Origin of the sequence: Streptomyces sp. NPDC002564 (assembly GCF_042889645.1) — a bacterium.
GTDB lineage: Bacteria > Actinomycetota > Actinomycetes > Streptomycetales > Streptomycetaceae > Streptomyces.
This window is the reverse complement of record NZ_JBIARE010000007.1, coordinates 163937-185181: the sequence shown is the minus strand read 5'-3', so window position 1 is coordinate 185181 and position 21245 is coordinate 163937. Positions and strand designations below refer to the sequence as shown.

21 protein-coding genes are annotated in these 21245 nt (G+C 73.4%); 10 read left to right on the top strand and 11 right to left on the bottom strand.

The features are described from left to right. Positions 1-3 precede the first annotated feature (3 nt). Both ACFYXE_RS25020 and ACFYXE_RS25015 read right to left on the bottom strand, forming a co-directional pair. Positions 4-885, bottom strand: coding sequence for a polysaccharide deacetylase family protein (locus ACFYXE_RS25020; RefSeq protein WP_361172728.1), 882 nt, complete (start codon positions 883-885; stop codon positions 4-6). Positions 886-953: 68 nt separating this feature from the next. Further along, positions 954-1640 carry an alpha/beta fold hydrolase gene (locus ACFYXE_RS25015; protein ID WP_389315820.1) on the bottom strand — a complete coding sequence of 229 codons (687 nt, stop codon included), beginning with the start codon at positions 1638-1640 and terminating at the stop codon, positions 954-956. A gap of 258 nt (positions 1641-1898) precedes the next feature. Here ACFYXE_RS25015 and ACFYXE_RS25010 point away from each other — a divergent pair, with 258 nt between their 5' ends. Both ACFYXE_RS25010 and ACFYXE_RS25005 read left to right on the top strand, forming a co-directional pair. Continuing rightward, complete coding sequence (locus tag ACFYXE_RS25010) at positions 1899-3089, top strand: Cmx/CmrA family chloramphenicol efflux MFS transporter (RefSeq protein WP_389315818.1); 1191 nt, start codon at positions 1899-1901, stop codon at positions 3087-3089. A 29-nt stretch (positions 3090-3118) separates the two neighbouring features. Beyond that, positions 3119-3697: a TetR/AcrR family transcriptional regulator gene (locus tag ACFYXE_RS25005; protein ID WP_389315816.1), complete on the top strand. Its 579-nt coding sequence runs from the start codon at positions 3119-3121 to the stop codon at positions 3695-3697. 20 nt (positions 3698-3717) lie between these two features. Here ACFYXE_RS25005 and ACFYXE_RS25000 read toward each other — a convergent pair whose 3' ends face one another. After that, entirely contained in the window at positions 3718-4482 is a 765-nt protein-coding gene (locus ACFYXE_RS25000) for a class I SAM-dependent methyltransferase (RefSeq protein WP_389315814.1), read from the bottom strand. A 353-nt stretch (positions 4483-4835) separates the two neighbouring features. Here ACFYXE_RS25000 and sph point away from each other — a divergent pair, with 353 nt between their 5' ends. Next, positions 4836-5822 carry a sphingomyelin phosphodiesterase gene (gene sph / locus ACFYXE_RS24995; RefSeq protein ID WP_389315812.1) on the top strand — a complete coding sequence of 329 codons (987 nt, stop codon included), beginning with the start codon at positions 4836-4838 and terminating at the stop codon, positions 5820-5822. A gap of 82 nt (positions 5823-5904) precedes the next feature. Here the strand turns inward: sph and ACFYXE_RS24990 are convergent, their stop codons facing one another. The 5 genes from ACFYXE_RS24990 to ACFYXE_RS24970 all read right to left on the bottom strand — a co-directional run bounded on the left by ACFYXE_RS24990 (position 5905) and on the right by ACFYXE_RS24970 (position 10409). Beyond that, a complete protein-coding gene (locus ACFYXE_RS24990; RefSeq protein ID WP_389315810.1) occupies positions 5905-6345 on the bottom strand; it encodes a hypothetical protein in 441 nt (146 codons plus the stop codon). Between the two features lie 78 nt (positions 6346-6423). Then, positions 6424-6819, bottom strand: a complete 396-nt coding sequence (locus ACFYXE_RS24985; RefSeq protein ID WP_361172712.1) for an STAS domain-containing protein — start codon at positions 6817-6819, stop codon at positions 6424-6426. After that, positions 6816-7910: a B12-binding domain-containing protein gene (locus ACFYXE_RS24980; protein ID WP_389315807.1), complete on the bottom strand. Its 1095-nt coding sequence runs from the start codon at positions 7908-7910 to the stop codon at positions 6816-6818. Before ACFYXE_RS24980 ends, ACFYXE_RS24985 begins: the two co-directional genes overlap by 4 nt. Continuing rightward, the gene (locus ACFYXE_RS24975) at positions 7907-9562 is read right to left on the bottom strand and encodes a PP2C family protein-serine/threonine phosphatase (RefSeq protein ID WP_389316273.1); all 1656 of its coding nucleotides are present in this window, start codon (positions 9560-9562) and stop codon (positions 7907-7909) included. Before ACFYXE_RS24975 ends, ACFYXE_RS24980 begins: the two co-directional genes overlap by 4 nt. A gap of 139 nt (positions 9563-9701) precedes the next feature. Next, positions 9702-10409 (bottom strand): DUF2470 domain-containing protein, encoded by a 708-nt coding sequence (locus ACFYXE_RS24970; RefSeq protein ID WP_361172706.1) that lies wholly within the window; start codon positions 10407-10409, stop codon positions 9702-9704. Between the two features lie 203 nt (positions 10410-10612). On the opposite strand from ACFYXE_RS24970, the gene efeO reads away from it, so the two are divergent. Genes efeO through efeU form a run of 3 tightly spaced genes read left to right on the top strand, consistent with a single transcriptional unit; the run spans position 10613 to position 13987 of the window. Beyond that, the gene (efeO, locus tag ACFYXE_RS24965; protein ID WP_389315805.1) at positions 10613-11761 is read left to right on the top strand and encodes an iron uptake system protein EfeO; all 1149 of its coding nucleotides are present in this window, start codon (positions 10613-10615) and stop codon (positions 11759-11761) included. Further along, positions 11758-13107, top strand: a complete 1350-nt coding sequence (efeB, locus tag ACFYXE_RS24960; RefSeq protein WP_389315803.1) for an iron uptake transporter deferrochelatase/peroxidase subunit — start codon at positions 11758-11760, stop codon at positions 13105-13107. Before efeO ends, efeB begins: the two co-directional genes overlap by 4 nt. A gap of 22 nt (positions 13108-13129) precedes the next feature. Further along, the gene (gene efeU, locus ACFYXE_RS24955; RefSeq protein ID WP_389315801.1) at positions 13130-13987 is read left to right on the top strand and encodes an iron uptake transporter permease EfeU; all 858 of its coding nucleotides are present in this window, start codon (positions 13130-13132) and stop codon (positions 13985-13987) included. 21 nt (positions 13988-14008) lie between these two features. Here the strand turns inward: efeU and ACFYXE_RS24950 are convergent, their stop codons facing one another. The 3 genes from ACFYXE_RS24950 to zapE form a co-directional block, all read right to left on the bottom strand. Further along, a complete protein-coding gene (locus ACFYXE_RS24950; protein WP_361172795.1) occupies positions 14009-14842 on the bottom strand; it encodes a PPK2 family polyphosphate kinase in 834 nt (277 codons plus the stop codon). A 195-nt stretch (positions 14843-15037) separates the two neighbouring features. Continuing rightward, positions 15038-16399: an alkaline phosphatase PhoX gene (locus ACFYXE_RS24945; RefSeq protein ID WP_361172693.1), complete on the bottom strand. Its 1362-nt coding sequence runs from the start codon at positions 16397-16399 to the stop codon at positions 15038-15040. Between the two features lie 151 nt (positions 16400-16550). Further along, entirely contained in the window at positions 16551-17645 is a 1095-nt protein-coding gene (gene zapE / locus ACFYXE_RS24940) for a cell division protein ZapE (protein WP_389315798.1), read from the bottom strand. A gap of 36 nt (positions 17646-17681) precedes the next feature. Between zapE and ACFYXE_RS24935 the strand changes: the two genes are divergently transcribed. From ACFYXE_RS24935 to msrB, 4 genes are all read left to right on the top strand, one after another. Next, positions 17682-18494, top strand: coding sequence for a pyrimidine reductase family protein (locus ACFYXE_RS24935; RefSeq protein WP_389315796.1), 813 nt, complete (start codon positions 17682-17684; stop codon positions 18492-18494). Positions 18495-18644: 150 nt separating this feature from the next. Next, positions 18645-19109 (top strand): indole-3-glycerol phosphate synthase, encoded by a 465-nt coding sequence (locus ACFYXE_RS24930; protein ID WP_389316271.1) that lies wholly within the window; start codon positions 18645-18647, stop codon positions 19107-19109. A gap of 168 nt (positions 19110-19277) precedes the next feature. Continuing rightward, a complete protein-coding gene (gene murC / locus ACFYXE_RS24925; RefSeq protein WP_361172681.1) occupies positions 19278-20672 on the top strand; it encodes a UDP-N-acetylmuramate--L-alanine ligase in 1395 nt (464 codons plus the stop codon). A 13-nt stretch (positions 20673-20685) separates the two neighbouring features. Beyond that, the gene (gene msrB / locus ACFYXE_RS24920; protein ID WP_389315794.1) at positions 20686-21093 is read left to right on the top strand and encodes a peptide-methionine (R)-S-oxide reductase MsrB; all 408 of its coding nucleotides are present in this window, start codon (positions 20686-20688) and stop codon (positions 21091-21093) included. Positions 21094-21245 lie beyond the last annotated feature (152 nt).

Below are 21245 nucleotides of genomic sequence, written 5' to 3'. Positions count from 1 at the left end.
AGCCTAGCTCCGCCCTCCGGCCGCTCCGGAGGCCGCCGACGCCCTGATCTGCTCCGACACGCGGACGAACCGGAACCCGCGCTCGCGCAGCTCGGGGACGATCGTGCGCAGGGCGCGCTCGGTGGCGGGCGCCGCGCTGCGCGTGCAGTGCATGACGACGACCGAGCCGGGCTTCACCCCGTCGAGCACCTGGCGGGCCACCGCCGCGGAGTCCGTCGCGAAGGCGTCGCCGCTGACCACGTCCCACTGCACGGCGGTGACGCCGCCGGGCGCCAGCGCGCGCAGGGACCGCTGGTCGTAACAGCCGCCGGGGAAGCGGAAGTAGGGCACCGTGTGCTCGACGCCCGCCGAGCGGAACGCGGCGAAGGCGCGCTCCATGTCGGCGTGCATACGGGCGGCGGGCACGGCGGGCAGCCCGTAGCAGCGGCCGGTGAAGGCGTGGTGGCTGTACGAGTGGTTGGCGACCTCGAAGAGCGGGTCGCGCCCGATGTCCTTGGCCTGCGCCGGGTACTGCTCGGCCCACCGTCCCGTCATGAAGAACGTCGCGGGCACCTTGAGGCGGCGCAGGGTGGCGACGAGCGCCGGGTTGTCGAACCGCTCGCCGGCCGCCGCGCGCGGCCCCTGATTCGCCGTCATGTCGGCGTCGAAGGTGAGGGCGACGGTGCGGCCCCGGGTGCGGGGCCCGTTGCTGAACACGGGCGTCAGCCCGGCCGGGCCCGGCGCCAGGGTGGGCGGCGCGGCCGGGGAGGGGGCGGTGGTCGCCGGGGGACGGGCGGGGCGGTCGGGGTGACCGGGCGGGGCGGCCTCGCCGGCGCACCCGGCGAGGACGGCGGTCAGGGTGCCGAGGGCGCAGAGCGCGGCGCATCTCCGTACGAGAGTGATCACCTCGCGACGATATATACATCAATCCGGCAAATCGGATGAATGCCCGCGCGTCGGCGCCCGTGCCGCCGCTAAAGCCACCCGTCCAGCGAGGCCATGAACGCGTCGAAGTCGTCGCGGTGGATGGTGTGCCCGGCGCCCCGGACGGTCCGCACCTCGAAGCCGCGCCGGGCCAGCTCCTCCTTGAGCGGCTCGCGGACCACCAGGCTCGGGTCCGCGACCTGGACGAGCGAGGGCACCACGGGCGCCGCCGGGGTGCGGTCGCCCACGTCGGAGAGCGACAGGGCGGTGTCCGGGTCCCAGGCGGCCAGCGTGGCGACCTCGATGTCGACGTCGGCCTCCTCCCAGCGCGGGTTGAACTTCGCGATGACCGTGCGCGGCACCCGCCGGAACTCCACGAACGCGGCGGGGTCGACGTACCCCTGGGTGCCGAGGACCCACGCCGGGTCGGAGTACACGGCCCGCGCGGGCCGCAGCCGTTCGGCCGCGAGCGCGAGGGCGAGGCCGCCGAGCGAGTGCCCGAGCGCCAGCTCGGCGCCGGCCGGCAGGGTGTCGACGAGGTCGTCCGCGAAGACCTCCGCGCCGTAGGTGCCGCGCCCGCTCGCGCCGTGTCCGCGCAGGTCGACGCCGATCACGCGGTAGCCCCGCGCGGCCAGCGCGGGCCCCACGCGCCGCCAGGTGCGGTGGTCCGACATGATCCCGTGGACCAGGAGGGCGACGCGGTCGCCGGTTCCCCACTCGTGGGTGTGCAGCTGCATGGTGGTGCCTTTCTGGGACGCGGGCCGGGCGGCGCCCCCTGATCCTCTCCGCGGACCGGTCCCGCCCCGGGCGCGGCCCCGGTGATGTGACGTACGCAACGAGCCCCGCCCGGCGGCGCGATGGCCGGCGCGGTCCAACCCGGACGTCGTTTTGGAGCAAGCGCTCCACAATGTGTTAGCGTCCCCACTCGTCAGTTCTGAAGCGGTCGCTCCAAAAGCGGGGAGGCCGTTCGCGTGCGATCGGGGAGGACCGCTTCCATGCCGCTTGCGGTGTACATAGTCGGGCTCGGCATCTTCACCCAGGGAACATCGGAGTTCATGCTGTCCGGCCTGCTGCCGGGCATGGCCGACGACCTCGGGGTGTCCGTCCCCGACGCCGGCCTGCTCATCTCGGCGTTCGCGATCGGCATGGTCGTCGGCGCGCCGCTGCTCGCCGTCGCCACCCTGAGCTGGCCGCGGCGCACCGCGCTCGTCTCGCTCCAGGCGGCCTTCGTCGCGGCCCACGTCGTCGGCGCCCTCGCGCCCGGCTACGCCCTGCTGTTCGTCACCCGCGTGGTCGGCGCCCTCGCGTACGCGGGCTACTGGGGCGTCGCCGTGGCCACCGCGGTGGCGCTCGTCCCCGCCGACGCCAAGGCGCGGGCGGTCGCCGTGGTGGCCGGCGGACTCACCCTCGCCACCGTCGTCGGCGTCCCCGCGGGCACCCTGCTCGGCCAGCACTCCAGCTGGCGCGCCGCGTTCTGGGCGGTCGCCGCGGCCACCGCGGTCAGCCTCCTGTGCACGCTGCTCGTGGTGCCGAGCGGCCGCGCCGCGGGCGAACGCCCCTCCGTCCGCGCCGAGCTGCGCGCCATGGCACGGCCGCAGCTCTGGCTCTCGTACGCCGTCACCGCCTTCGCCTTCGGGGCGGTCATCGTCACCTTCAGCTATCTGGCCGCGCTGCTCACCGACGTCAGCGGAGTGCCCGAGGGGTGGGTGCCCGCGATCCTCGCCCTGTTCGGCGTCGGCGGTCTCGTGGGCATCACGATCGGCGGGCGCACCGGGCAGACCCGCCCCCTCGGCACGCTCGGCCTGGGGCTGGGCGCCCTCGCCCTGTGCTCCGCGCTGCTCGCCCTCGCGGCGCACGTGACGGCCGCGGTGGTCGTGCTGGTCTTCCTGCTCGGCCTCGCCGGATACGTCACCAACCCCGCCCTGCAGTCCCGGGTGTTCACCCTCGCGCCGGGCGCGCCGACGCTGGTCGGCGCGGTCAACACCGCCGCCTTCAACGTCGGCAACACCGTCGCCCCGCTGCTCGGCGGCCTGGCCATCGACGCCGGTCACGGCTACGCCTCGGTGGCCTGGGTCGGTGCCGGGCTGGCGGCGGCGGGGGCGGCGGGCGTGCTGTGGGCGGCCCGGCTGCGGCGTCCGGCAGGGCGCCGGGAGCCGGCGGTGCACGGGGACCGCCTCGTTTTGTAGAGAGATTCCAAAACCCGTACGCTGGCCGCATGGCCAGACCACGAGAGTTCGACGAGGACCGCGTCGTCACCGCGGCCATGGACACCTTCTGGCGTCACGGGTACGAGGGCACCTCGACACGCGACCTGTGCGACAGCACCGGGCTCGGCCCCTCCAGCCTCTACAACACCTTCGGCGGCAAGCGGCAGCTCTACCTCCGTGCCCTGCGGCGCTACCACGACACCGCCACCGCGGAGCAGGTCGGGATCCTGCGGGGCCCGGGCCCCGCGAAGGACCGGCTGCGCGCCATGATGACCCACGCGGTCGACGCGGACCTCGGGGGCACCGGCGCCCGCGGCTGCTTCGCCGTCAACGCCGCCGTCGAGGCCGCCGGGCTCGACCCGGAGGTCAAGGCGGCCGTGCGGCGCAGCTTCGACCGGGTCGAGGACGAGCTGTGCGCCGTCGTGGAGGAGGGGCGCCGCGCGGGCGAGATCCGGGCCACGGGCGACGCACGGACCGTGGCCCGCCGGGTGCAGAGCACGTACTACGGCCTGCGCGTGCTCAGCAGCGTGCAGGACGACCGCGCCGTCCTGCTCGCCACCGTCGAGGGCACGCTCGCCGACCTCTGAGCACGCGCGGGACCGGCGGGCTAGCGGACCCGACGGGCCTCGACGGCCGGGGCGTCGCGGCGGAACAGGGCCGTCCACAGGAACGGCTCGCCGAACAGGTCCGCATCGGACGGCTCGTCCCGCATCCGGCGCACCTCGACCTCCGTCAGACCGGCGAAGACGTGGCGCAGCGACCCGGCGGAGTAGGCGAGGCCGCCGTGCAGGCCCGCCTGCCGGTAGAAGTCCGCGTCGGCCAGCTCGGACCCCATGCCCCCCTCGCCGGCCGCGAAGGCGGTGAGGGACAGATGGCCGCCGGGTGCCAGGCAGCGGTCGACCAGGTCCAGATAGCTGATCCGGCGGTGCGGCGGGAGATGGTGGAAGCACCCCGAGTCGTGGATCAGGTCGTACGGCCCGGCCAGCACGGTGCGCGCGAGCGTGAAGGCGTCGCCGAGGTGGAAGCGGATGTCGGCGCCCGCCGCGCGGGCCCGCTCCGCGGCCCAGTCGAGGGCGGCCGGCGACAGGTCGACGGCGTCCACCTCGTACCCCAGGGCGGCCAGATGGAGGGCGTTGCGCCCGGGACCGCAGCCGAGGTCGAGGGCGCGGCCCGGGGTGAGCAGGCCGCGCTCCCCGTACGAGACGAGGTTCTCGTCCGGCTTCGCGGCGAAGAACGGCACGGGCCTGGTCCGGTCCGCGTAGAAGCCGTCCCACCACGCGGCGCCCTCCGTCGTCCAGCGGTCGGCCTCCGGCGCGAACAGGCCGTCCAAGAGCTTCATCACGTCGTCCACCGTGCGGATGCTGCGGTCCATCAAGTCCCCTTTCCGAGGGGGCAATTCTCGCCCGCATCGGGGTGAATGACCAGGTCAGAGGCGTCGCGCGAGGCTCGCGCCGAGGGTGTCGGCGAGCTTGTACGGGCCGGGTGCGCGACCCCCGGACCCGGCACCCCCACCGCGCCCCAAGTGGCCCCCGTGCGCCCCCGGAAGGCCGCCAGGGGCCCGCGCGGCGGCCCGCCCGGAACCCTTTCTCGCGGGGGTCCGACCACGTGTTCACGCGAAGTATCCCCAGAAGTAATCGCAGCTGGTTGGATGTCCGAGCGTTCGGACAAGAGCCGCTTCCGCACCCGCAGGAACAGCGGTATCCATCCCCACCACCAGGAGTCTCCGTGCCGCACTCGGCGCTGCGCAGGACCCACACGGCCGCGATCACCTCGGTGCTCGCCGCCGCCACGCTCGCCGCGGTCGCCCCGTCGGCGACCGCCGCTGACCCCTCCGCGGCCCCGCCCTCCCTCAAGGTGCTGACGTACAACACCTTCCTGTTCAGCAAGACGCTCTACCCGAACTGGGGCCAGGACCACCGGGCCAGGGCCATCCCGGCCGCCGACTTCTTCCGGGGCCAGGACGTCGTGGTGCTTCAGGAGGCGTTCGACAACTCCTCGTCCGACGCGCTGAAGGCCGACGCCGCGGGCCGCTACCCGCACCAGACGCCCGTGCTGGGCCGCAGCAGGAGCGGCTGGGACGCGACGGGCGGCGCGTACTCCTCGGTCACCCCGGAGGACGGCGGCGTCACGGTCCTGAGCGCGTGGCCGATCGTGCGCAAGGAGCAGTACGTCTACAAGGAGGCGTGCGGCTCCGACGCGTACTCCAACAAGGGCTTCGTCTACGCCGTCCTCGACGTGCGCGGCGTCAGGACGCACGTCGTCGGCACGCACGCCCAGTCCACCGACCCCGGCTGCGGCACCGGCGAGGCCGCGTCGACCCGCGCCGCGCAGTTCAAGGAGCTCGACGCCTTCCTGGACGCCCAGCGCATCCCGGCGGACGAACAGGTCATCGTGGCGGGCGACTTCAACGTCGACTCACACAGCTCCGAATACCCCGCGCTGCTCGCGAACGCCGGTCTCGCCCCCGCCGACAGCCGCACCGGCCACCCGTACTCCTTCGACACCCGGGACAACTCGATCGCCGCCGAGCGCTACCCGGACGACCCCCGCGAGGACCTCGACCACGTCCTGCACCGCACCGGTCACGCCCGCCCGGCCACCTGGCGCAACGACGTGATCAAGGAGCAGAGCGCGCCCTGGACGGTCTCCAGCTGGGGCAAGAAGTACACGTACACGAACCTGTCGGACCACTACCCGGTGGTCGCGCGCTGACAACGGCGCGCGTGCGGACAGCACTTGGGGGGCCGGACGTGAGTCCGGCCCCCCAAGTGGGCACAGGTGCGCGACAACCCGTTCAGAATCGGCCGCCGGTGGCACGGGTGATCGGGCCCTGGCCGCGGCGGGCGGCTGTTCTGCCGAGCGCGAAGGCGCCGGCCAGCGCCGCGACGGCGCCACCGCCCACGCCCGCCGCGATCGCCTTGCGGTTCTGCACGAGGGTCCAGGTGGTCGTGGCCAGCTGCACCGACTTGCCCGGTACGGCCGCCAGCTTCTCACCGCCCGCCTTGGCCTTGGAGCCGAGCGTCGCCACGTGCCCGGCCATCTTCTCGCTCGCACCGCTGACGGCCGACTTGGCCCCGGCGGCGGCCGACTTGGCACCGGTGGCGGCGGACTTGGCACCGTCCGTCGCGGACGTCGCCTTGTCCGTTCCGGCGCGTGCGGCCCGTCCGGCGGACGTGCTCGCGGCCTTGGAAGCGGTGCTCTTCGATGTCTCGTTCTTCTTGACGGTTTCAGCCATGGCCCTCTAGTTGCCGCAGAGTCACCATCGAAACAGGTCCGGCCGGAATCATCTGCGCCGACCGGCACCGCGCGGCGTTCAGCCGCCGTTGTCCGGGGTCGTGGAACGGGCCGCCGCGCCCTCGGTCGTGACCGCCCCGACCACCGGCGCCCCCGTGAGGTAGTCGCCGGTTCCGGTGATGTCCAGGAGCCGGTCCAGGTTCGCCGGGCGGTCGTCCAGGTGGAGGCGGACGTGCGCGGCGGTGGTGCGGCGGCCGATCATCAGCAGGACGGACAGACCCATGGAGTCGATCGAGCCGAGCCCGGCGAAGTGCAGGTGCAGGTGGGCGAGTTCCGGCCGCTCGGCGAGCTGCGCGGTGACCGCCTGCAGGAGCAGGTCCGCGGTGTCGTAGTCGAGATCGCCCTCGATCTTTATGCGGACGGTGTCCTCGGCATCGACCGTGGTCAGACACAGGTGTGAGTTCGGCGTCGTCATGCGAAGGTCCCGTTGGCGGTGTGGTGAGTGGTGGTGAGGGCCGCCGCGCCGGCGGCCAGGGCGCGGGCGGCCCGCGGGAAGTCCTTGAGCTCGTCGGCCAGCAGACCCAGCGCGGGCGGCAGGCTCTGGGCGGGCACGCCCCGGGCGACCAGGACCTGCGCGGTCCAGGTGAGGAATTGGACGAAGAGCTCCTCGTCGCCCAGGTACAGGGTGACGGCGAGGAACTCCACGATGTGCGCGAGGTCCTCGGCCGTCCGCTCGCGCTGCAGCGCGCCGTAGTCGCGCATGGCCGGGAAGGCGTCCTCCAGGCCGGTGAAGACGGTCCGCACCAGGGTGGCGCTGTTCCGGGTGACCAGGGTGTACTCCTGGTCGGCCAGGTGAGGCAGGTCGTCGATCTGCTGGTGCGCGGCCCGCGGCCGGGGCAGCGGCGCCCGGGCGAGCAGGTCGGCGGCGGCGCGCGCGTCGGGCGCCCAGGCCTCGGCGCCGAGCAGTTCGGCGTACCGCCCGTCGGGGCCGAAGGCGGCGCCCCCGGCCAGCACGGGCACCCCGACGGCCTGGCAGGCGGTGATCGCCGCGTGCGCGGTGGGCAGCCGGGTCGCGATCGAGCCGGAGAGGGCGACCGCGTCCGCGCGCGTCTGGTGCAGGTGGGAGATCAGGTGCGGGGCCGGCACCTGGGCGCCGAGGTAGTCGACCTGCCAGCCGCGCAGCTTCAGCACCTCGGCCACCAGACGGGCGGGCAGCGCGTGCCACTCGCCGTCCACGCAGGCCACCGTGATCCTGCCCCGGGTCGGGGTGACCCGGGCCGCGGGGTGCAGGGTGAGGGCGGCCACGGTCCGTTCGTTGATGGCGGTCGCCGCGTGCTCCTGGGCGATGGTGATGCGGTTGGCGGCCCACTCCTCGCCGACCTTGCGCTGCACCGCGCCGATCACGTCGAGCAGCACGCTCTCCGCGTCGAAGCCCTCGTCCAGGGCGTCCAGCACCCGCGCGGTGGCCGTCCGCTCGTCGCCCACGGAGACCGCCTCCCACAGGTGGTCGGCGAGCCGTTCGACGTCGGCGGCGTGCGGGAGGAGGTGCGGGGTACGGGTGCTCATGCGGTGAACCTGCCCCGGGTGTGGCCGTTCACCGCGCTCAAATGGTGGGTGTGCGGTGCCGAGATGACCACGACGGCCATGTCGTCGTGCCGGCGCCCGCCCAGCCACTGGGCCGCCAGCATCTGGACGTGCTCGACGATGCCCTCCGCGGGTACGCCCGCGCACCCGGCGAGCGCGCGCTTGAGGCGGTCCGCGCCGAACAGCGCGTCGCCCATCGGGCCGCCCTGGGCCTCGGTGATGCCGTCGGTGTACAGGACGCAGGACTCGCCCGGCGCCAGCGTCAGCGCGGTGGTGCGCGCCCGTACGTCGGGCAGGGCGCCGACGAGGGTGCCGCGGGTGTCGGCCTCCTGCACCGTGCCGTCGGCCCGGACGATCAGGGGGGTGGGGTGGCCCGCGCTGGTGAGCCTGAGGTCGACCTCGTTGCCCCGGCGTTGGGCGGAGGCCAGGACCAGGGTGGCGAAGCGGGTGTGGTGCGAGGTCAGCAGCGCGGTGTTGAGCAGGCCGAGCATCCGCTCGTGGTCGTCGGCCAGCGGCAGCAGCGCGTGCAGGGTGTTGCGGATCTTGCCGGTCAGGACGGCGGCCTCCAGGCCCTTGCCGCACACGTCGCCCAGCGTGATCAGGGACGCCTCGCCCTCGACGGCGGCGGGGTGCACGTCGTAGAAGTCGCCGCCGATCCGCTCGTGGTCGCCCGAGGGCCGGTAGCCGCCCGCGAAGTCCACGCCCGAGACCTGGTGCAGCGCCGGGGGCAGCAGCTCCCGCATCAGCACCTCGGTGATCGCGCTCTGCTCCGCGTACAGCCGGGCCGCGGACAGCGCCGCCCCCGACCGTGCGGCGAAGAGGCGCGCGAAGACCTCTTCGTCCTCGGTGAAGGCGGCCGTGTCCGCCTTGCGCAACAGGACCAGCGCGCCGGCCGGGACGCCGTGCCCGGGCAGCGGCGTGATCACCATCGAGCCGACCGGCCCGAATCCCTCGGGCACCATCCACGCGGGCGCCGACGCAGGATCGATCCAGCGCGAGGGCACCGGCGGGAACCCGCGCAGCGCCTCGTCGAGACCCGGCACGTCGTCCAGCTCGGCCGGCTGCCGGGACGCGGTGGGGGCGCCGCCGCGCAGGCAGCTCACCACCGGCAGGGTCCGGCCCCGGGCGGGCGCTATGGCCAGCGCCGCGTCCGCGAGGCTCTCGGCGGCCATCTGGGCGGTGACGTCCATGCAGTGCGCCAGGTTCAGCGAGGAGAGCAGCGCGCTGGACGCCCGGGAGAGCGCGGCCGTCTGCTCGCGCTCGACGCGCAGTGCCTCCCGCGCCAGCTGGTGATCGGTGTCGTCGACCAGCCACCACGCCACCGTGCCGTCCTCGTGCACGGTGGGGTGGGCCTCGAACCGGCGCTCGCCGATCGGACCCGCGGGCGCCGCCTGCGGGGCGCGGTCCGCGGGGCGGCCGGGACGGTGCAGTGCGTGGTGTGCGAGGGCCAGCCAGGCAGGGACCACGTCCGCGAAGCGGCCGCCGGGGCGGGCCGCGGGCAGCAGTGCCGCCGCGGCGTCGTTGCGCGCCACGAGGAAGCCCGGGCCGTCGGCGACCAGGACGGGATAGGGAGCACTGCCCCACGGAAAGTCCGGCTCCGTGGGGGTGCGGACCTGTACGGGGTTGGGGGCCATGCTCAAGGACTCGCCGAGCGAATCCCTCACCTCTATCTGCTCGCGAGAAAACGTTGCCTACGGGCAACTTTCCCTCACGGGGCCCACGCGTGGCAACCACGCGGCCGGGGACAGGGGGGCACGGCCGTTCGACCTGCGGTCAGGCGAAGAGGCGACTGCCGTGGGAGGCGCGGCGGGCCGCGGCGAGCAGCGCGTGCATCTGGGGTCCGGCCTGGTCGATGGCGCTGACCGGGGTGGCGAACGGGAGCCGCACGTCGTGGTGCGCGGTGGCGTACTCCAGGCGCAGTGTCACGCCGTAGCGGTCCATGGCCAGCGGCACGGCGCGCTGCATGCCCTTCGCGGGGTGCGGCCGCACCAGGCGCACCAGGAGCGGGACGAGCTCGGGGTGGCAGTCCACGAGGTGGGTGAGCATGTCCGCCTCGTCGCCCGCCATCGGGTCCGGGGTGACCGCGCAGAGTTCGTCGAGGGTGACGAAGTGGCGCCCGCCGCCGTCCTCCAGGAGCGCCTGGCCGAACTCCATGCACGAGCTGTCCGGCGCCTCGTCGCTGTAGGGGGCCGCGAGCAGGCCGGTGAGGGTGAGCCGGGCGCGCAGCCGGTCGCGTACGGCGGTGGGCGCGATGTCGGTGAACTCCAGGCGCACCGGCACGCGTTCGCGCGAGGCGGGGAGGGCGCCCTCCTCGGGGGCGTGCAGGTGGACGTGGCCCAGGGCGCCCTCGGCGTCGAGCCGGTGCACCTCCGTGTGGCACCCGTCGCTGATCACGGTCATCGACTGCGCCGCGTGCAGGATCGCGTGCACGCGCTCGGCGGGGGACGGCTGTGTGCGGGGGGTGCGGTGGGGTCGGCGCATCCGAGTGCTCCAGGGCGGTCGAAGAGGACCCAAGCGGTGAACTTAGGTATGCCTAACCTAACCTACGGCGACGTCGCCCTGCCTTGTGGGCGGGTAACGCTGTGGGCAAGTTTTCGCTACGAAGGGCGCCATGAAGGTAAGGCTCAGCTAATTTAGGCCTGCCTAACTCTGGCTGAACTTCGATCCTGCCCTCGGGAGTCCCCATGCGTTCCGTCCGTCTCCATGCCGTGTCGGGCGTCTGTGCGGCCGTCGTCCTGGCCGCCGTCGCGGGGTGTGCCGACAAGGCCGACTCCGGCGGGGGCGGCGGGGTGCGGGTCGCGGCCTCCGACACGGCGTGCGACGTGTCGAAGAAGGACCTGGCGGCCGGCCACCTGCGCCTGGACATCGAGAACAAGGGCTCCAAGGTCACCGAGGTCTACGTCCTGTACCCGGACGACCGCATCGTCACCGAGCGGGAGAACATCGGCCCCGGGACCAAGGCGAAGCTGACCGCCGAGATCAAACCGGGCCGCTACGAGATCGTGTGCAAGCCCGGCATGAAGGGCGACGGCATCCGCCAGAAGGTCACCGTCTCCGGCGGCAAGGCCGCCAAGCGCGACCCCGAACTGGACGCGGCGGTGGCCGCCTACCGCGCCTACGCGCAGAAGCAGGCCGACGAGACGCTCCCAAGGGCGAAGGCCTTCGCCGACGCGGTCAAGGCGGGCGACCTCGGCGCGGCGCGCAAGGCGTACGCCGACTCCCGCCTCGGCTGGGAGCGCACCGAGCCGGTCGCCGAGTCGTTCGGCGACATCGACCCGAAGGTCGACGTCCGCGAGGACGGTCTGGAGGAGGGCCAGGACCCGGAGAAGGACTGGACGGGATGGCACCGCCTGGAGCGGTCGCTGTGGCAGGACAAGAAGATCACGGCACGGGACAAGGAACTCGCCGGACTCCTCGTCAAGGACCTCACGGTCTGGCAGAAGAAGGTCGGGCAGGCCGAGATCACCCCGACCTCGATGGCCAACGGCGCCAAGGAACTGCTCGACGAGGTCGCCACCGGCAAGGTCACCGGCGAGGAGGAGCGCTACAGCCACACCGACCTGGTCGACTTCAAGGCCAACCTGGAGGGCGCGCGCCAGGCGTACGACCTGCTGAGGCCGGTCGCGGTCAAGAAGGACGCCGCGCTGGTCAAGGAACTCGACACCCGGTTCCCCGCCCTGGACGAGCTCCTCGACACCTACCGCAAGGACAAGACGTCGTACGTGTACGCCTCCTACGACACGGTGGGCAAGGCCGACCGCAAGGAACTGCAGGACGGCGTGAACGCGCTGGCGGAGCCGCTGTCCAAGCTGGCCGCCGCGGTGGCCGGGTGACCCGCGCGAAGCGGCCGTCCGGTGCGGGCGACGGCCGGAGTGACGAGAACGGTCCCGCGACGACGGAGCACGGGGCGGCACGGGCGGCGGGCGCCGGGCCCCCGGAGCGCGCCGGGCAGCCGGTCGCGTCCCGGCGCCGTGTGCTGGCCTGGGGCGGCGCGGGGCTCGCCCTGGGCGCGGGCGCGGCGGGCGCCGTCACCGCCGCCGTCGCCGGTGAGGGACAAGCCCCGCCGGCGGAACCGGCGGGCGGTTCCGTGCCGTTCCACGGGCCGCACCAGGCCGGGATCGCCACGGCGGTGCCGGACCGGCTGCACTTCGCCGCCTTCGACGTGACCACGAAGGACCGGGCGGCCCTGGTCGCGCTCCTCAAGGAGTGGACGGCGGCCGCCGCTCTGCTGACCCGGGGCCGCCCGGTCGGCGAGGGCGCGTTCGGCCCGTCGCCGCAGGCGCCACCGGACGACACCGGCGAGGCGTCCGGACTCCGCCCCGCCCGGCTGACGCTGACCTTCGGGGTGGGACCCGGGCTGTTCGCCGAGGACCGGTTCGGCCTGCACGGGCGCAGGCCCGACGCGCTGGCCGACCTGCCGAAGTTCCCCGGCGACAACCTGGACCCGGCCCGCAGCGGGGGAGACCTGTGCGTGCAGGCCTGCTCGGACGATCCGCAGGTCGCGGTGCACGCGATCCGCAACCTGGCCCGGATCGGGTTCGGGAAGGTCTCCGTGCGCTGGTCCCAGCTCGGCTTCGGCAAGACCTCCTCCACGACGCCGCAGGCGCAGACCCCGCGCAACCTCTTCGGCTTCAAGGACGGCACCCGCAACATCTCCGGCACGGACACCGCGGCCCTGGACCGGCACGTGTGGGTGCCCGCGGGCGAGGGCCCGGACTGGATGACGGCGGGCTCGTACCTGGTGGCCCGCCGGATCCGCATGCACATCGAGACCTGGGACCGCACCTCGCTGCAGGAGCAGGAGGACATCTTCGGCCGCGACAAGGGCGCGGGCGCACCCGTCGGCAAGGCGCACGAGCACGACGCGCCCTTCCTGAAGGCGATGCTCCCCACCGCGCACGTGCGCCTCGCCCACCCCGACAGCAACGGGGGCGCGCGGATGCTGCGGCGCGGCTACTCCTTCACGGACGGCACCGACGGCCTCGGCCGCCTGGACGCGGGACTCTTCTTCCTCGCCTACCAGCGCGACCCCCGCGACGCGTTCGTCCCGGTGCAGCGGCGGCTCGCGCGCCAGGACGCGCTCAACGAATACATCCAGCACGTGGGTTCGGCCCTCTTCGCCGTCCCGCCCGGCGTCCGCGACCAGGACGACTGGTGGGGCCGGGAGCTGCTGTCGTGAAGAACACCGTGGAAGGACCGGCATGTTCGGCAACTACCTGATCGGCCTGCGCGAGGGCCTGGAAGCCAGTCTGGTCGTCTGCATCCTCGTCGCCTACCTGGTCAAGACCGGCAACCGCGCCGCGCTGCGCCCGGTGTGGCTGGGGATCGCGGCCGCCTGCACGGTCTCCCTGGCCTTCGGGGCGCTGCTCGAATTCGGCTCCCAGGAGCTGACGTTCGAGGCCCAGGAGCTGCTCGGCGGCTCGCTGTCCATCCTCTCCGTCGGCCTGGTGACGTGGATGGTCTTCTGGATGCGGCGCACCGCCCGGCACCTGAGGAGCGATCTGCACGGCAGGCTGGACGCGGCCCTGCGGATGGGCACCGGGGCGCTGGTCGCCACCGCCCTGCTGGCGGTCGGCCGGGAGGGCCTGGAGACGGCGCTGTTCGTCTGGGCGTCGGTGCGGGCCGGCGGCGAGGGCACCACCGCCCCGCTCACGGGCGCCCTGCTCGGCATCGCCACGGCGATCGTGCTCGGCCACCTCTTCTACCGCGGCGCCCTCAAGATCGACCTGGCGAGGTTCTTCACCTGGACCGGCGGCATGCTCGTCGTGGTGGCCGCCGGTGTCCTCGCCTACGGCGTGCACGACCTCCAGGAGGCCGACCTCCTGGGCGGGCTGCACGACCTCGCGTTCGACGTCAGTGCCACGATCCCGCCGGACAGCTGGTACGGCACCGTGCTGAAGGGCGTCCTCAACTTCCAGCCCGACCCGACCGTCCTGCAGGCCGTGGTGTGGGTGCTCTACCTGGTGCCGACGCTGTTCTTCTTCCTCGCCCCGCAGCGGCCTTCCCTGCGCGGCCCCTCGGCGGGCGCCGCACCGGCCGCGGGCGGCACCGAGGCGTGAGCGTCCCGCCGCCCGCGCGGGTCACCCCTGGGCGAGCAGCCGGCGGCGGCTCTCCGCCACGTCGAAGTCCGCCTTCGGGAACGCCGGGTCCAGCTCCTCCAGGTGTTCCAGGAGGAGCTTGCTGATGGCCCAGTTGCGGTACCACTTGCGGTCCGCGGGGATCACGTACCAGGGCGCCGCCTGCGTCGAGCAGCGCTCCAGGGCGATCTCGTACGCCTCCTGGTAGGCGGGCCACAGCGCCCGCTCGTCGATGTCGCCCGGGTTGAACTTCCAGTGCTTGTCGGGGTTGTCGAGGCGCTCCAGGAGGCGGCGGCGCTGCTGGTCGTAGGAGATGTGCAGGAAGCACTTGACGACGGTGACGCCGTCGTCGGCCAGTGACTTCTCGAAGCGGTTGATCTGGCCGTAGCGGCGGCCCAGCTGGCTGCGCGGGACCAGTTCGCGCACCCGGGCGATGAGGACGTCCTCGTAGTGCGAGCGGTCGAAGATGCCGATCTCGCCCGCCTGCGGCAGGGCCTTCATGATGCGCCAGAGGAAGGGGTGGTTCTGCTCCTCGGCGGTCGGTGCCTTGAAGGCCTTGATGCGGCAGCCCGACGGGTTGAACAGGCCGATCACGTGCTTGACCGTGCCGCCCTTGCCGCTGGTGTCCATGCCCTGGAGGACGAGCAGGAGGCGGCGGCGGTCGCCCTGCGTGCTCGCCGCGTAGAGCCGCTCCTGGAGGTCGGCCAGGCGTTCACCCATCCGGGCGGTGTCCGCGAGCCCCGCCGGTTTGTCGGCGGGGCCCGCGGGGGTCGCGTCGGCCGGGTACGCGGCCAGGTCGACGCGCTCGCCCTCCGGGACGCGCAGCAGCTCACGCAGCGGGGCGGCGGCCTTGCCGGACTTCTTGCCGGGCTTCTTGCCGGGCTTCTTGTCGGAGGGGCCGTCGGCCTTCCCGGCGTCCCCGGCGTGCCGGTCCCGCTTCTTCGCGTCCTTGTGCCGCTTCTTCGCGTCCTTGGCCACCGCGCACCCCTTCCGGTCGTGTCCCTCGATCGTGCGCCGGGGGCCGAGGGGGCGCTACTTGTGCCAGGGCCCCGTCACCGCGAACGTCGTGCCGGGCGTGTAGCAGTTCACGTACATCGTGTCGTGGTCGGGCGAGAAGGTGACGCCCGCGAACTCGCCCCACTCGGGCTCCTCGGGCGTGCCGATGTTCTGCCGCCCGCGCGCCATCGGGTAGACCTCGCCGCCCCGGGTGAGGCCGTACACGTGCTGGGCGCCGCCGCCGTCCTCGCACACCATCAGGCCGCCGCTGGGCGCGAGGCAGATGTTGTCGGGGGACTCGCCGGGCAGCTGGATGTCGGTGCTCGGGCCGAACACGATCACGAGGGTGAGGCGGCGCCGGTCCGGTTCGTAGCGCCAGATCTGGCCGAAGTGGTCCGCCGCCGAGCCCTCCGCGCTGTGGGCGAAGGACGAGACGAAGTACACGGACGAGCCGCCCCAGTAGCAGCCCTCCAGCTTCTGGGCGTGGGTGATGCCCTTCTTGCCGAAGTCCTGGTGGCGGATGGGGGTCTGCGCGGCCAGCGGGTCCGGTACGTCGACCCATTCGATGCCGTCGAAGCGCGTGCCCGTCTTCTGGACGGACGACAGGTCGGGCACCCCCGGCACGCGCATCGCCTGCAGCCGGCCGCCCGCGCGCAGCGAACCGCGGCCGCCCTCGGGCTTCTTGGGCAGGAAGCGGTAGAAGAGGCCGAAGGGCTTCTCGAAGGCGTCCTCGGTCTCGTAGACCACGCCGCGCCGCGGGTCCACGGCGATCGCCTCGTGCTGGAAGCGGCCCATCGCGGTGAGCGGCACCGCGCCGGTGCGGTGCGGGTCCACCGGGTCGACCTCGAAGATGAAGCCGTGGTCCTTGGTGTAGCCGTTCGTGCCGGCCTTGTCCTCGGTCTCCTCGCAGGTGAGCCAGGTGCCCCACGGGGTCGGCCCGCCCGCGCAGTTGACGGCGGTCCCGGCGATCGCGACGCGCTCGCTCACGACGTCGTTCCTCCGGTCGAGCGCGAGGGCCGTACAGCCGCCCTTGCCCGCCGGGTCGTACGTGAGGCCCTCGACCGTCGGTACGCCGATCCGGCCCGTGACGCGGTTCTCGTGGTTGCGCACGAGGTGGACACCGCCGCCCCGGCCGCGGAAGGCGGCCATGCCGTCGTGGTTGCTGGGCACCTTGCCCTCACCGGACCGCAGGTCGTCGCCCTCGCGCGAGAGGACCTTGTAGCGGAATCCCCTGGGCAGGTCCAGCAGGCCCTTGGGATCGGGGACGAGGGGGCCGTAACCGGCCTTCCCGTGTGCGGCCGCGGTGCCCGCGAAGAGTTCCGACAGAGCGCCGGTGAAGGCGATTCCGGCACCGAACGCGCCGGAACGGGCAAGAACCTGCCGTCGAGTGGCAGACATGATGGGCAACCTCCTGTTGGCGGACAGGAATGTGACCGGATGTGTGTACCACGCGCTTAGGTGCACGGGAACCACGCGCGTAGCTTCCGTTTCGCGTGCCGTCCCGGGCCCCGCATGGCCTCGGCCGCTTACGCGGCAGGCCCTCGGCCGCTTACGCGTCCACGAGCCCCTTGGCGTCCCGTGCGAGCGCCGTGAGCCGCGAGATGGCCCGGAAGTACTTCTTCCGGTATCCGCCGTTCAGCATCTCCTCGCTGAACAGCCGGTCGAAGGGCACGCCGGAGGCGAGGACCGGTACCTCTCGGTCGTACAACCGGTCGGCGAGCACCACAAGGCGCAGCGCGGTCGACTGGTCCGGCACCGGCGTCACGTCGGTCAGGCAGACCGCGGCGAGCTCGTCGGTCAGCGCGCCGTACCGGCTGGGGTGGACCCTGGCCAGGTGGTCGAGCAGGTGCGGGAAGTCGTCGAGCGAGGCGCCCGCGGTGGCGTACGCCGCCTTGGTGACCTGCTCCTCCGTGTACGGGGCCGGGGCCTCGGGCAGGCCGCGGTGGCGGTAGTCCTCGCCGTCGATGCGCAGCGCCTTGAAGTGGGCGGACAGGCCCTGGATCTCGCGCATGAAGTCGGTGGCCGCGAACCGGCCCTCGCCGAGCTTGCCCGGCAGCGTGTTCGAGGTGGCGGCGAGCGCCACGCCCCGCTCGACGAGCTGGGAGAGCAGCGAGGAGACCAGGACGGTGTCGCCCGGGTCGTCGAGCTCGAACTCGTCGATGCACAGCAGCCGGTGCTCGCCGAGGGTGCGCACGGTCTGCTGGAAGCCGAGCGCACCGACCAGGTTGGTGAGCTCGACGAAGGTGCCGAAGGCCTTCTGCTCGGGCGCGGCGGGCGTCGCGTGCCACAGGGAGGCCAGCAGGTGGGTCTTGCCGACGCCGTACCCGCCGTCGAGGTAGATGCCGCGCGGACCGCTCGGCGCGGCCGGTTTGGACCGCCCGAACCACCGCTTCTTGCCGGCCCCGGAGGCGTGCGCCCCGCCGAGGCCCGACGCGAAACCGCCGAGGACGAGGACGGCCTCGGTCTGGCTCGGCTGGTTCGGGTCCGGGATGTACGTGTCGAAGCGGACCGAGTCGAAGCGCGGCGGCGGCACCATCTCGGCGACCAGACGGTCGGCGGGGACGTGGGGCTCGCGGGCGCACAGGGACTGCGGGGCCGGTTCGGCTATGGGGCTCTGCCCGGCGGAGGCGGTGGAGGACGACACGGTTCCCCAGCTTAAGGGGCGTGCAAGACTGCGGATATGCGACGCCTGTTCCCTGTGACCGACCAGACATCCGACCGGACGGCCCCCCGCACGGAGGAGGCCGCCGACCGGGACCGGGCGGGCGGGACCGGCCGGGAGTGGACCCTCGACGAGCTCGCCGACGCCTACGCCTACCCGCCGGACGAGGCCACCTGGCTGCGCGCCAACATGGTCTCCACCCTGGACGGCGCGGCCCACCACGAGGGCCGCACCCAGCCCATCTCCGACGCCACCGACATGCGGATCTTCGGCACCCTGCGGGGTCTGGCGGACGCCGTCGTCGTGGGCGCGGAGACCGTCCGCAAGGAGGGCTACCGCCCGGCGCGCGACCGGGAGGCCTTCGCGGCGCGCCGGGCCGCCGCCGGGCAGACGCCGGTGCCCGCCATCGCGGTGGTGAGCGCGGGCCTCGACCTGGACTTCTCGCTTCCGCTTTTTGCCGGGCCGGTGACGCCGACGCTCGTGGTGACCGGCGCCGCCGCGCCCGCCGAGCGGATCGACGCGGCGGAGAAGGCGGGCGCCGTCGTGGTGATCGCCGGGGAGGGCGCGGCCGTGGAGCCCGCCCGGGTGGCCCCCGCCCTGGCCGGGCGCGGCCTCACCCGGCTGCTCACGGAGGGCGGCCCCCGCCTGCTGGGCCAGTTCGTGGCCGCGGGGGCGCTGGACGAGCTCTGTCTGACGGTGGCGCCGATGCTCGCGGCCGGGGACGCGCAGCGGATCGCCGGCGGGCCCGCGCTCGCGGTGCCGGAACGATTCGCCCTGGCATCCGTACTGGAGGAGGCCGGGTTCCTCTTCACCCGTTACCGTCGTACCTGACAATCGGCGGAATCAGCCGTTCCGTTTGGCTTCGGCTGGGCACACTAGATCTCGCTGACCCCGTGCGGCCACGGGGCAGGATGGTTTCCGCAAGGGCCTCAGCACGGCCCACGGATGAGAAGGGCGCCTGGCGTGTTCACAAGCGTATTGATGATCGAGAAGGCCCTGACGTCCGCCGACGTGGAGTTCGTCACCACCTTGCACGGGGACGAGCCGGTCGCCTTCCACGTACTGCTCCAGCCCAGGGGCGACCAGGCGGACCGGCTGCTGCGTGCCATCGACGACGTCGCCCTGGGCGAACTGGACGAGGCGGCGCGCGAGGGCGAGACCCCCGAGGGGGACGAGGCGACCGGACCCGCCGAGCAGGCCCTGCAGGTCTCGCTGCTCGCCCTGCACGCGGCGGGCTGCGCGGCCCAGGGGCGGCTCATCGAGGACCATCCGCTGGACGCCCTCAAGACCCTGGTCGACGAGGCCGACGCCGACGAGGTGATCGTGCTGACCGACCCGCACTACGTGGAGGAGTTCTTCCACCGGGACTGGGCCTCGCGGGCCCGCCACAAGGTGGGCGTGCCGGTCCTCAAGCTCTTCTCGCACAGCGCGGCCGAGGAGGCGTAGGGCCGGTCCGGCGGATCGTGTCGCGGGCCGCGGGGCCGGGCCCGGCGGCCCGGCCCCGCGGAGGCAATAGGCTGGGGCCTGCCCGGACGCCGTGCGACACCGCTCGGACGGCGCGCGGCGCACGGACACATCCGACGCAGACCCAGCAGACCCAGGGGAGACACACGCATGGCACCCGGCCTTCCTTCCGCCATGGACCGACCGCACTTCATCGGCATCGGCGGCGCCGGAATGTCGGGCATCGCGAAGATCCTGGCCCAGCGCGGCGCCAAGGTCGCGGGCAGCGACGCCCGGGACTCCGCCACCGCGGAGGCGCTGCGCACGCTCGGCGCGACGGTGCACATCGGGCACGACGCGGCCCACCTGGCGTCCGACGCGACCTGTGTCGTCGTCTCCTCCGCGATCCGCGCCGACAACCCGGAGCTGGCCCGCGCCACCGAGCTCGGCATCCCCGTCGTGCACCGCTCGGACGCGCTCGCCGCCCTGATGGAGGGCCTGCGCCCGATCGCCGTCGCGGGCACCCACGGCAAGACCACGACCACGTCGATGCTCGCCGTCACCCTGTCCAGCCTCGGCCTCGACCCGTCGTACGCCATCGGCGGCGACCTGGACGCCCCCGGCACGAACGCGCTGCACGGCGAGGGCGACATCTTCGTCGCCGAGGCCGACGAGAGCGACCGCAGCTTCCACACGTACGTGCCCGAGGTCGCCATCGTCCTGAACGTGGAGCTCGACCACCACGCGAACTACGCGTCGATGGACGAGATCTACGAGTCCTTCGAGATCTTCGCGGGCAAGATCGTCCCCGGCGGCACCCTGGTGATCTCGGCGGACCAGCCGGGCGCGGTCGAGCTGACCCGCCGCCTGCGCGACGTCTCCAGCCTGAAGGTCGTCACCTACGGCGAGTCCGAGACGGCCGACCTGCGCATCCACAAGATCACCGCGCGGGGCCTGACCAGCGAGGTCACCGTCATGCTCGACGGCAAGCTGCTCACCTTCACGGTCTCGGTGCCCGGCCGCCACTACGCCGCCAACGCGGTCGCGGCCCTCGCGGCGGGCGTCGCCCTCGGCATCCCCTCGCGGAACATGGCCGCCGCCCTGAAGTCGTACACGGGCGTCAAGCGCCGCCTGCAGCTCAAGGGCGAGGCGGCGGGCGCGCAGGTCATCGACTCCTACGCGCACCACCCCACCGAGATGACCGCCGACCTGGAGGCGATGCGCTCCGCCGCGGGCGACGCGCGCATCCTCGTCCTCTTCCAGCCGCACCTCTTCTCGCGCACCCAGGAGCTGGGCACCGAGATGGGCCAGGCCCTGGCCCTCGCCGACGCCTCGGTGGTCCTCGACATCTACCCGGCCCGCGAGGACCCGATCCCCGGCATCACCAGCGCCGTGATCGTCGACGCCGCCCGGGAGGCCGGTGCCGAGGTGACGGCCGCGCAGGACAAGGCGGAGGCCGTGCGCACGATCGCGGGAATGGCGAAGCCCGGCGATCTCGTTCTCACCATGGGAGCGGGCGACGTCACGGACCTCGGCCCGCAGATCCTGGCCCACCTGTCGAAGTAAGGGGATCCCACCCATGTCGTACGACGTCGAGAAGCCGGACGAGCAGTGGCGCGCGGAGCTGAGCCCCGCGGAGTACCAGGTCCTGCGCCGGGCCGGCACCGAACCGGCCTTCGTGGGTGAGTACACGGACACCACGACGAAGGGCGTCTACTCCTGCCGGGCCTGCGGCGCGGAGCTCTTCACCTCCGGCGAGAAGTTCCCGTCGCACTGCGGCTGGCCGAGCTTCTACGACCCGAAGGACACCGACGCGGTCGAGCTGATCCAGGACACCTCGCACGGCATGGTGCGCACGGAGGTCCGCTGCGCCCGCTGCGGCTCACACCTCGGTCACGTGTTCGAGGGTGAGGGGTATCCGACCCCCACCGACCAGCGGTACTGCATCAACAGCATCTCCCTGCGGCTGGCCGCGGACGAGGGCTGAGACGACGGTCCGGCGGGGGGGGGGGGGCCCCGGGGGGGCCCCCCCCCCCCGGGGGGGGGGGGGGGGGGGCCGCCCCCGGGGTGTTTTTGCCCGGGTGCAGGGCGGGCCCCTCCCGCACCCCCCCCCTACAAGCCCCCGTGGGGGGCACCCCC

What these genes read in the sequence shown, in the direction of transcription:
- murC (WP_361172681.1), top strand. Translation starts at nt 19,278, where the DNA reads ATGGCACCCGGCCTTCCTTCCGCCATGGACCGACCGCACTTCATCGGC.
- ACFYXE_RS24990 (WP_389315810.1), bottom strand. Translation starts at nt 6,345, where the DNA reads ATGGCTGAAACCGTCAAGAAGAACGAGACATCGAAGAGCACCGCTTCC.
- ACFYXE_RS24970 (WP_361172706.1), bottom strand. Translation starts at nt 10,409, where the DNA reads ATGCGCCGACCCCACCGCACCCCCCGCACACAGCCGTCCCCCGCCGAG.
- ACFYXE_RS25010 (WP_389315818.1), top strand. Translation starts at nt 1,899, where the DNA reads ATGCCGCTTGCGGTGTACATAGTCGGGCTCGGCATCTTCACCCAGGGA.
- ACFYXE_RS24985 (WP_361172712.1), bottom strand. Translation starts at nt 6,819, where the DNA reads ATGACGACGCCGAACTCACACCTGTGTCTGACCACGGTCGATGCCGAG.
- efeO (WP_389315805.1), top strand. Translation starts at nt 10,613, where the DNA reads ATGCGTTCCGTCCGTCTCCATGCCGTGTCGGGCGTCTGTGCGGCCGTC.
- ACFYXE_RS24980 (WP_389315807.1), bottom strand. Translation starts at nt 7,910, where the DNA reads ATGAGCACCCGTACCCCGCACCTCCTCCCGCACGCCGCCGACGTCGAA.
- msrB (WP_389315794.1), top strand. Translation starts at nt 20,686, where the DNA reads ATGTCGTACGACGTCGAGAAGCCGGACGAGCAGTGGCGCGCGGAGCTG.
- ACFYXE_RS24935 (WP_389315796.1), top strand. Translation starts at nt 17,682, where the DNA reads ATGCGACGCCTGTTCCCTGTGACCGACCAGACATCCGACCGGACGGCC.
- ACFYXE_RS25005 (WP_389315816.1), top strand. Translation starts at nt 3,119, where the DNA reads ATGGCCAGACCACGAGAGTTCGACGAGGACCGCGTCGTCACCGCGGCC.
- ACFYXE_RS25015 (WP_389315820.1), bottom strand. Translation starts at nt 1,640, where the DNA reads ATGCAGCTGCACACCCACGAGTGGGGAACCGGCGACCGCGTCGCCCTC.
- ACFYXE_RS24975 (WP_389316273.1), bottom strand. Translation starts at nt 9,562, where the DNA reads ATGGCCCCCAACCCCGTACAGGTCCGCACCCCCACGGAGCCGGACTTT.
- ACFYXE_RS24930 (WP_389316271.1), top strand. Translation starts at nt 18,645, where the DNA reads ATGATCGAGAAGGCCCTGACGTCCGCCGACGTGGAGTTCGTCACCACC.
- ACFYXE_RS24945 (WP_361172693.1), bottom strand. Translation starts at nt 16,399, where the DNA reads ATGTCTGCCACTCGACGGCAGGTTCTTGCCCGTTCCGGCGCGTTCGGT.
- efeU (WP_389315801.1), top strand. Translation starts at nt 13,130, where the DNA reads ATGTTCGGCAACTACCTGATCGGCCTGCGCGAGGGCCTGGAAGCCAGT.
- ACFYXE_RS25000 (WP_389315814.1), bottom strand. Translation starts at nt 4,482, where the DNA reads ATGGACCGCAGCATCCGCACGGTGGACGACGTGATGAAGCTCTTGGAC.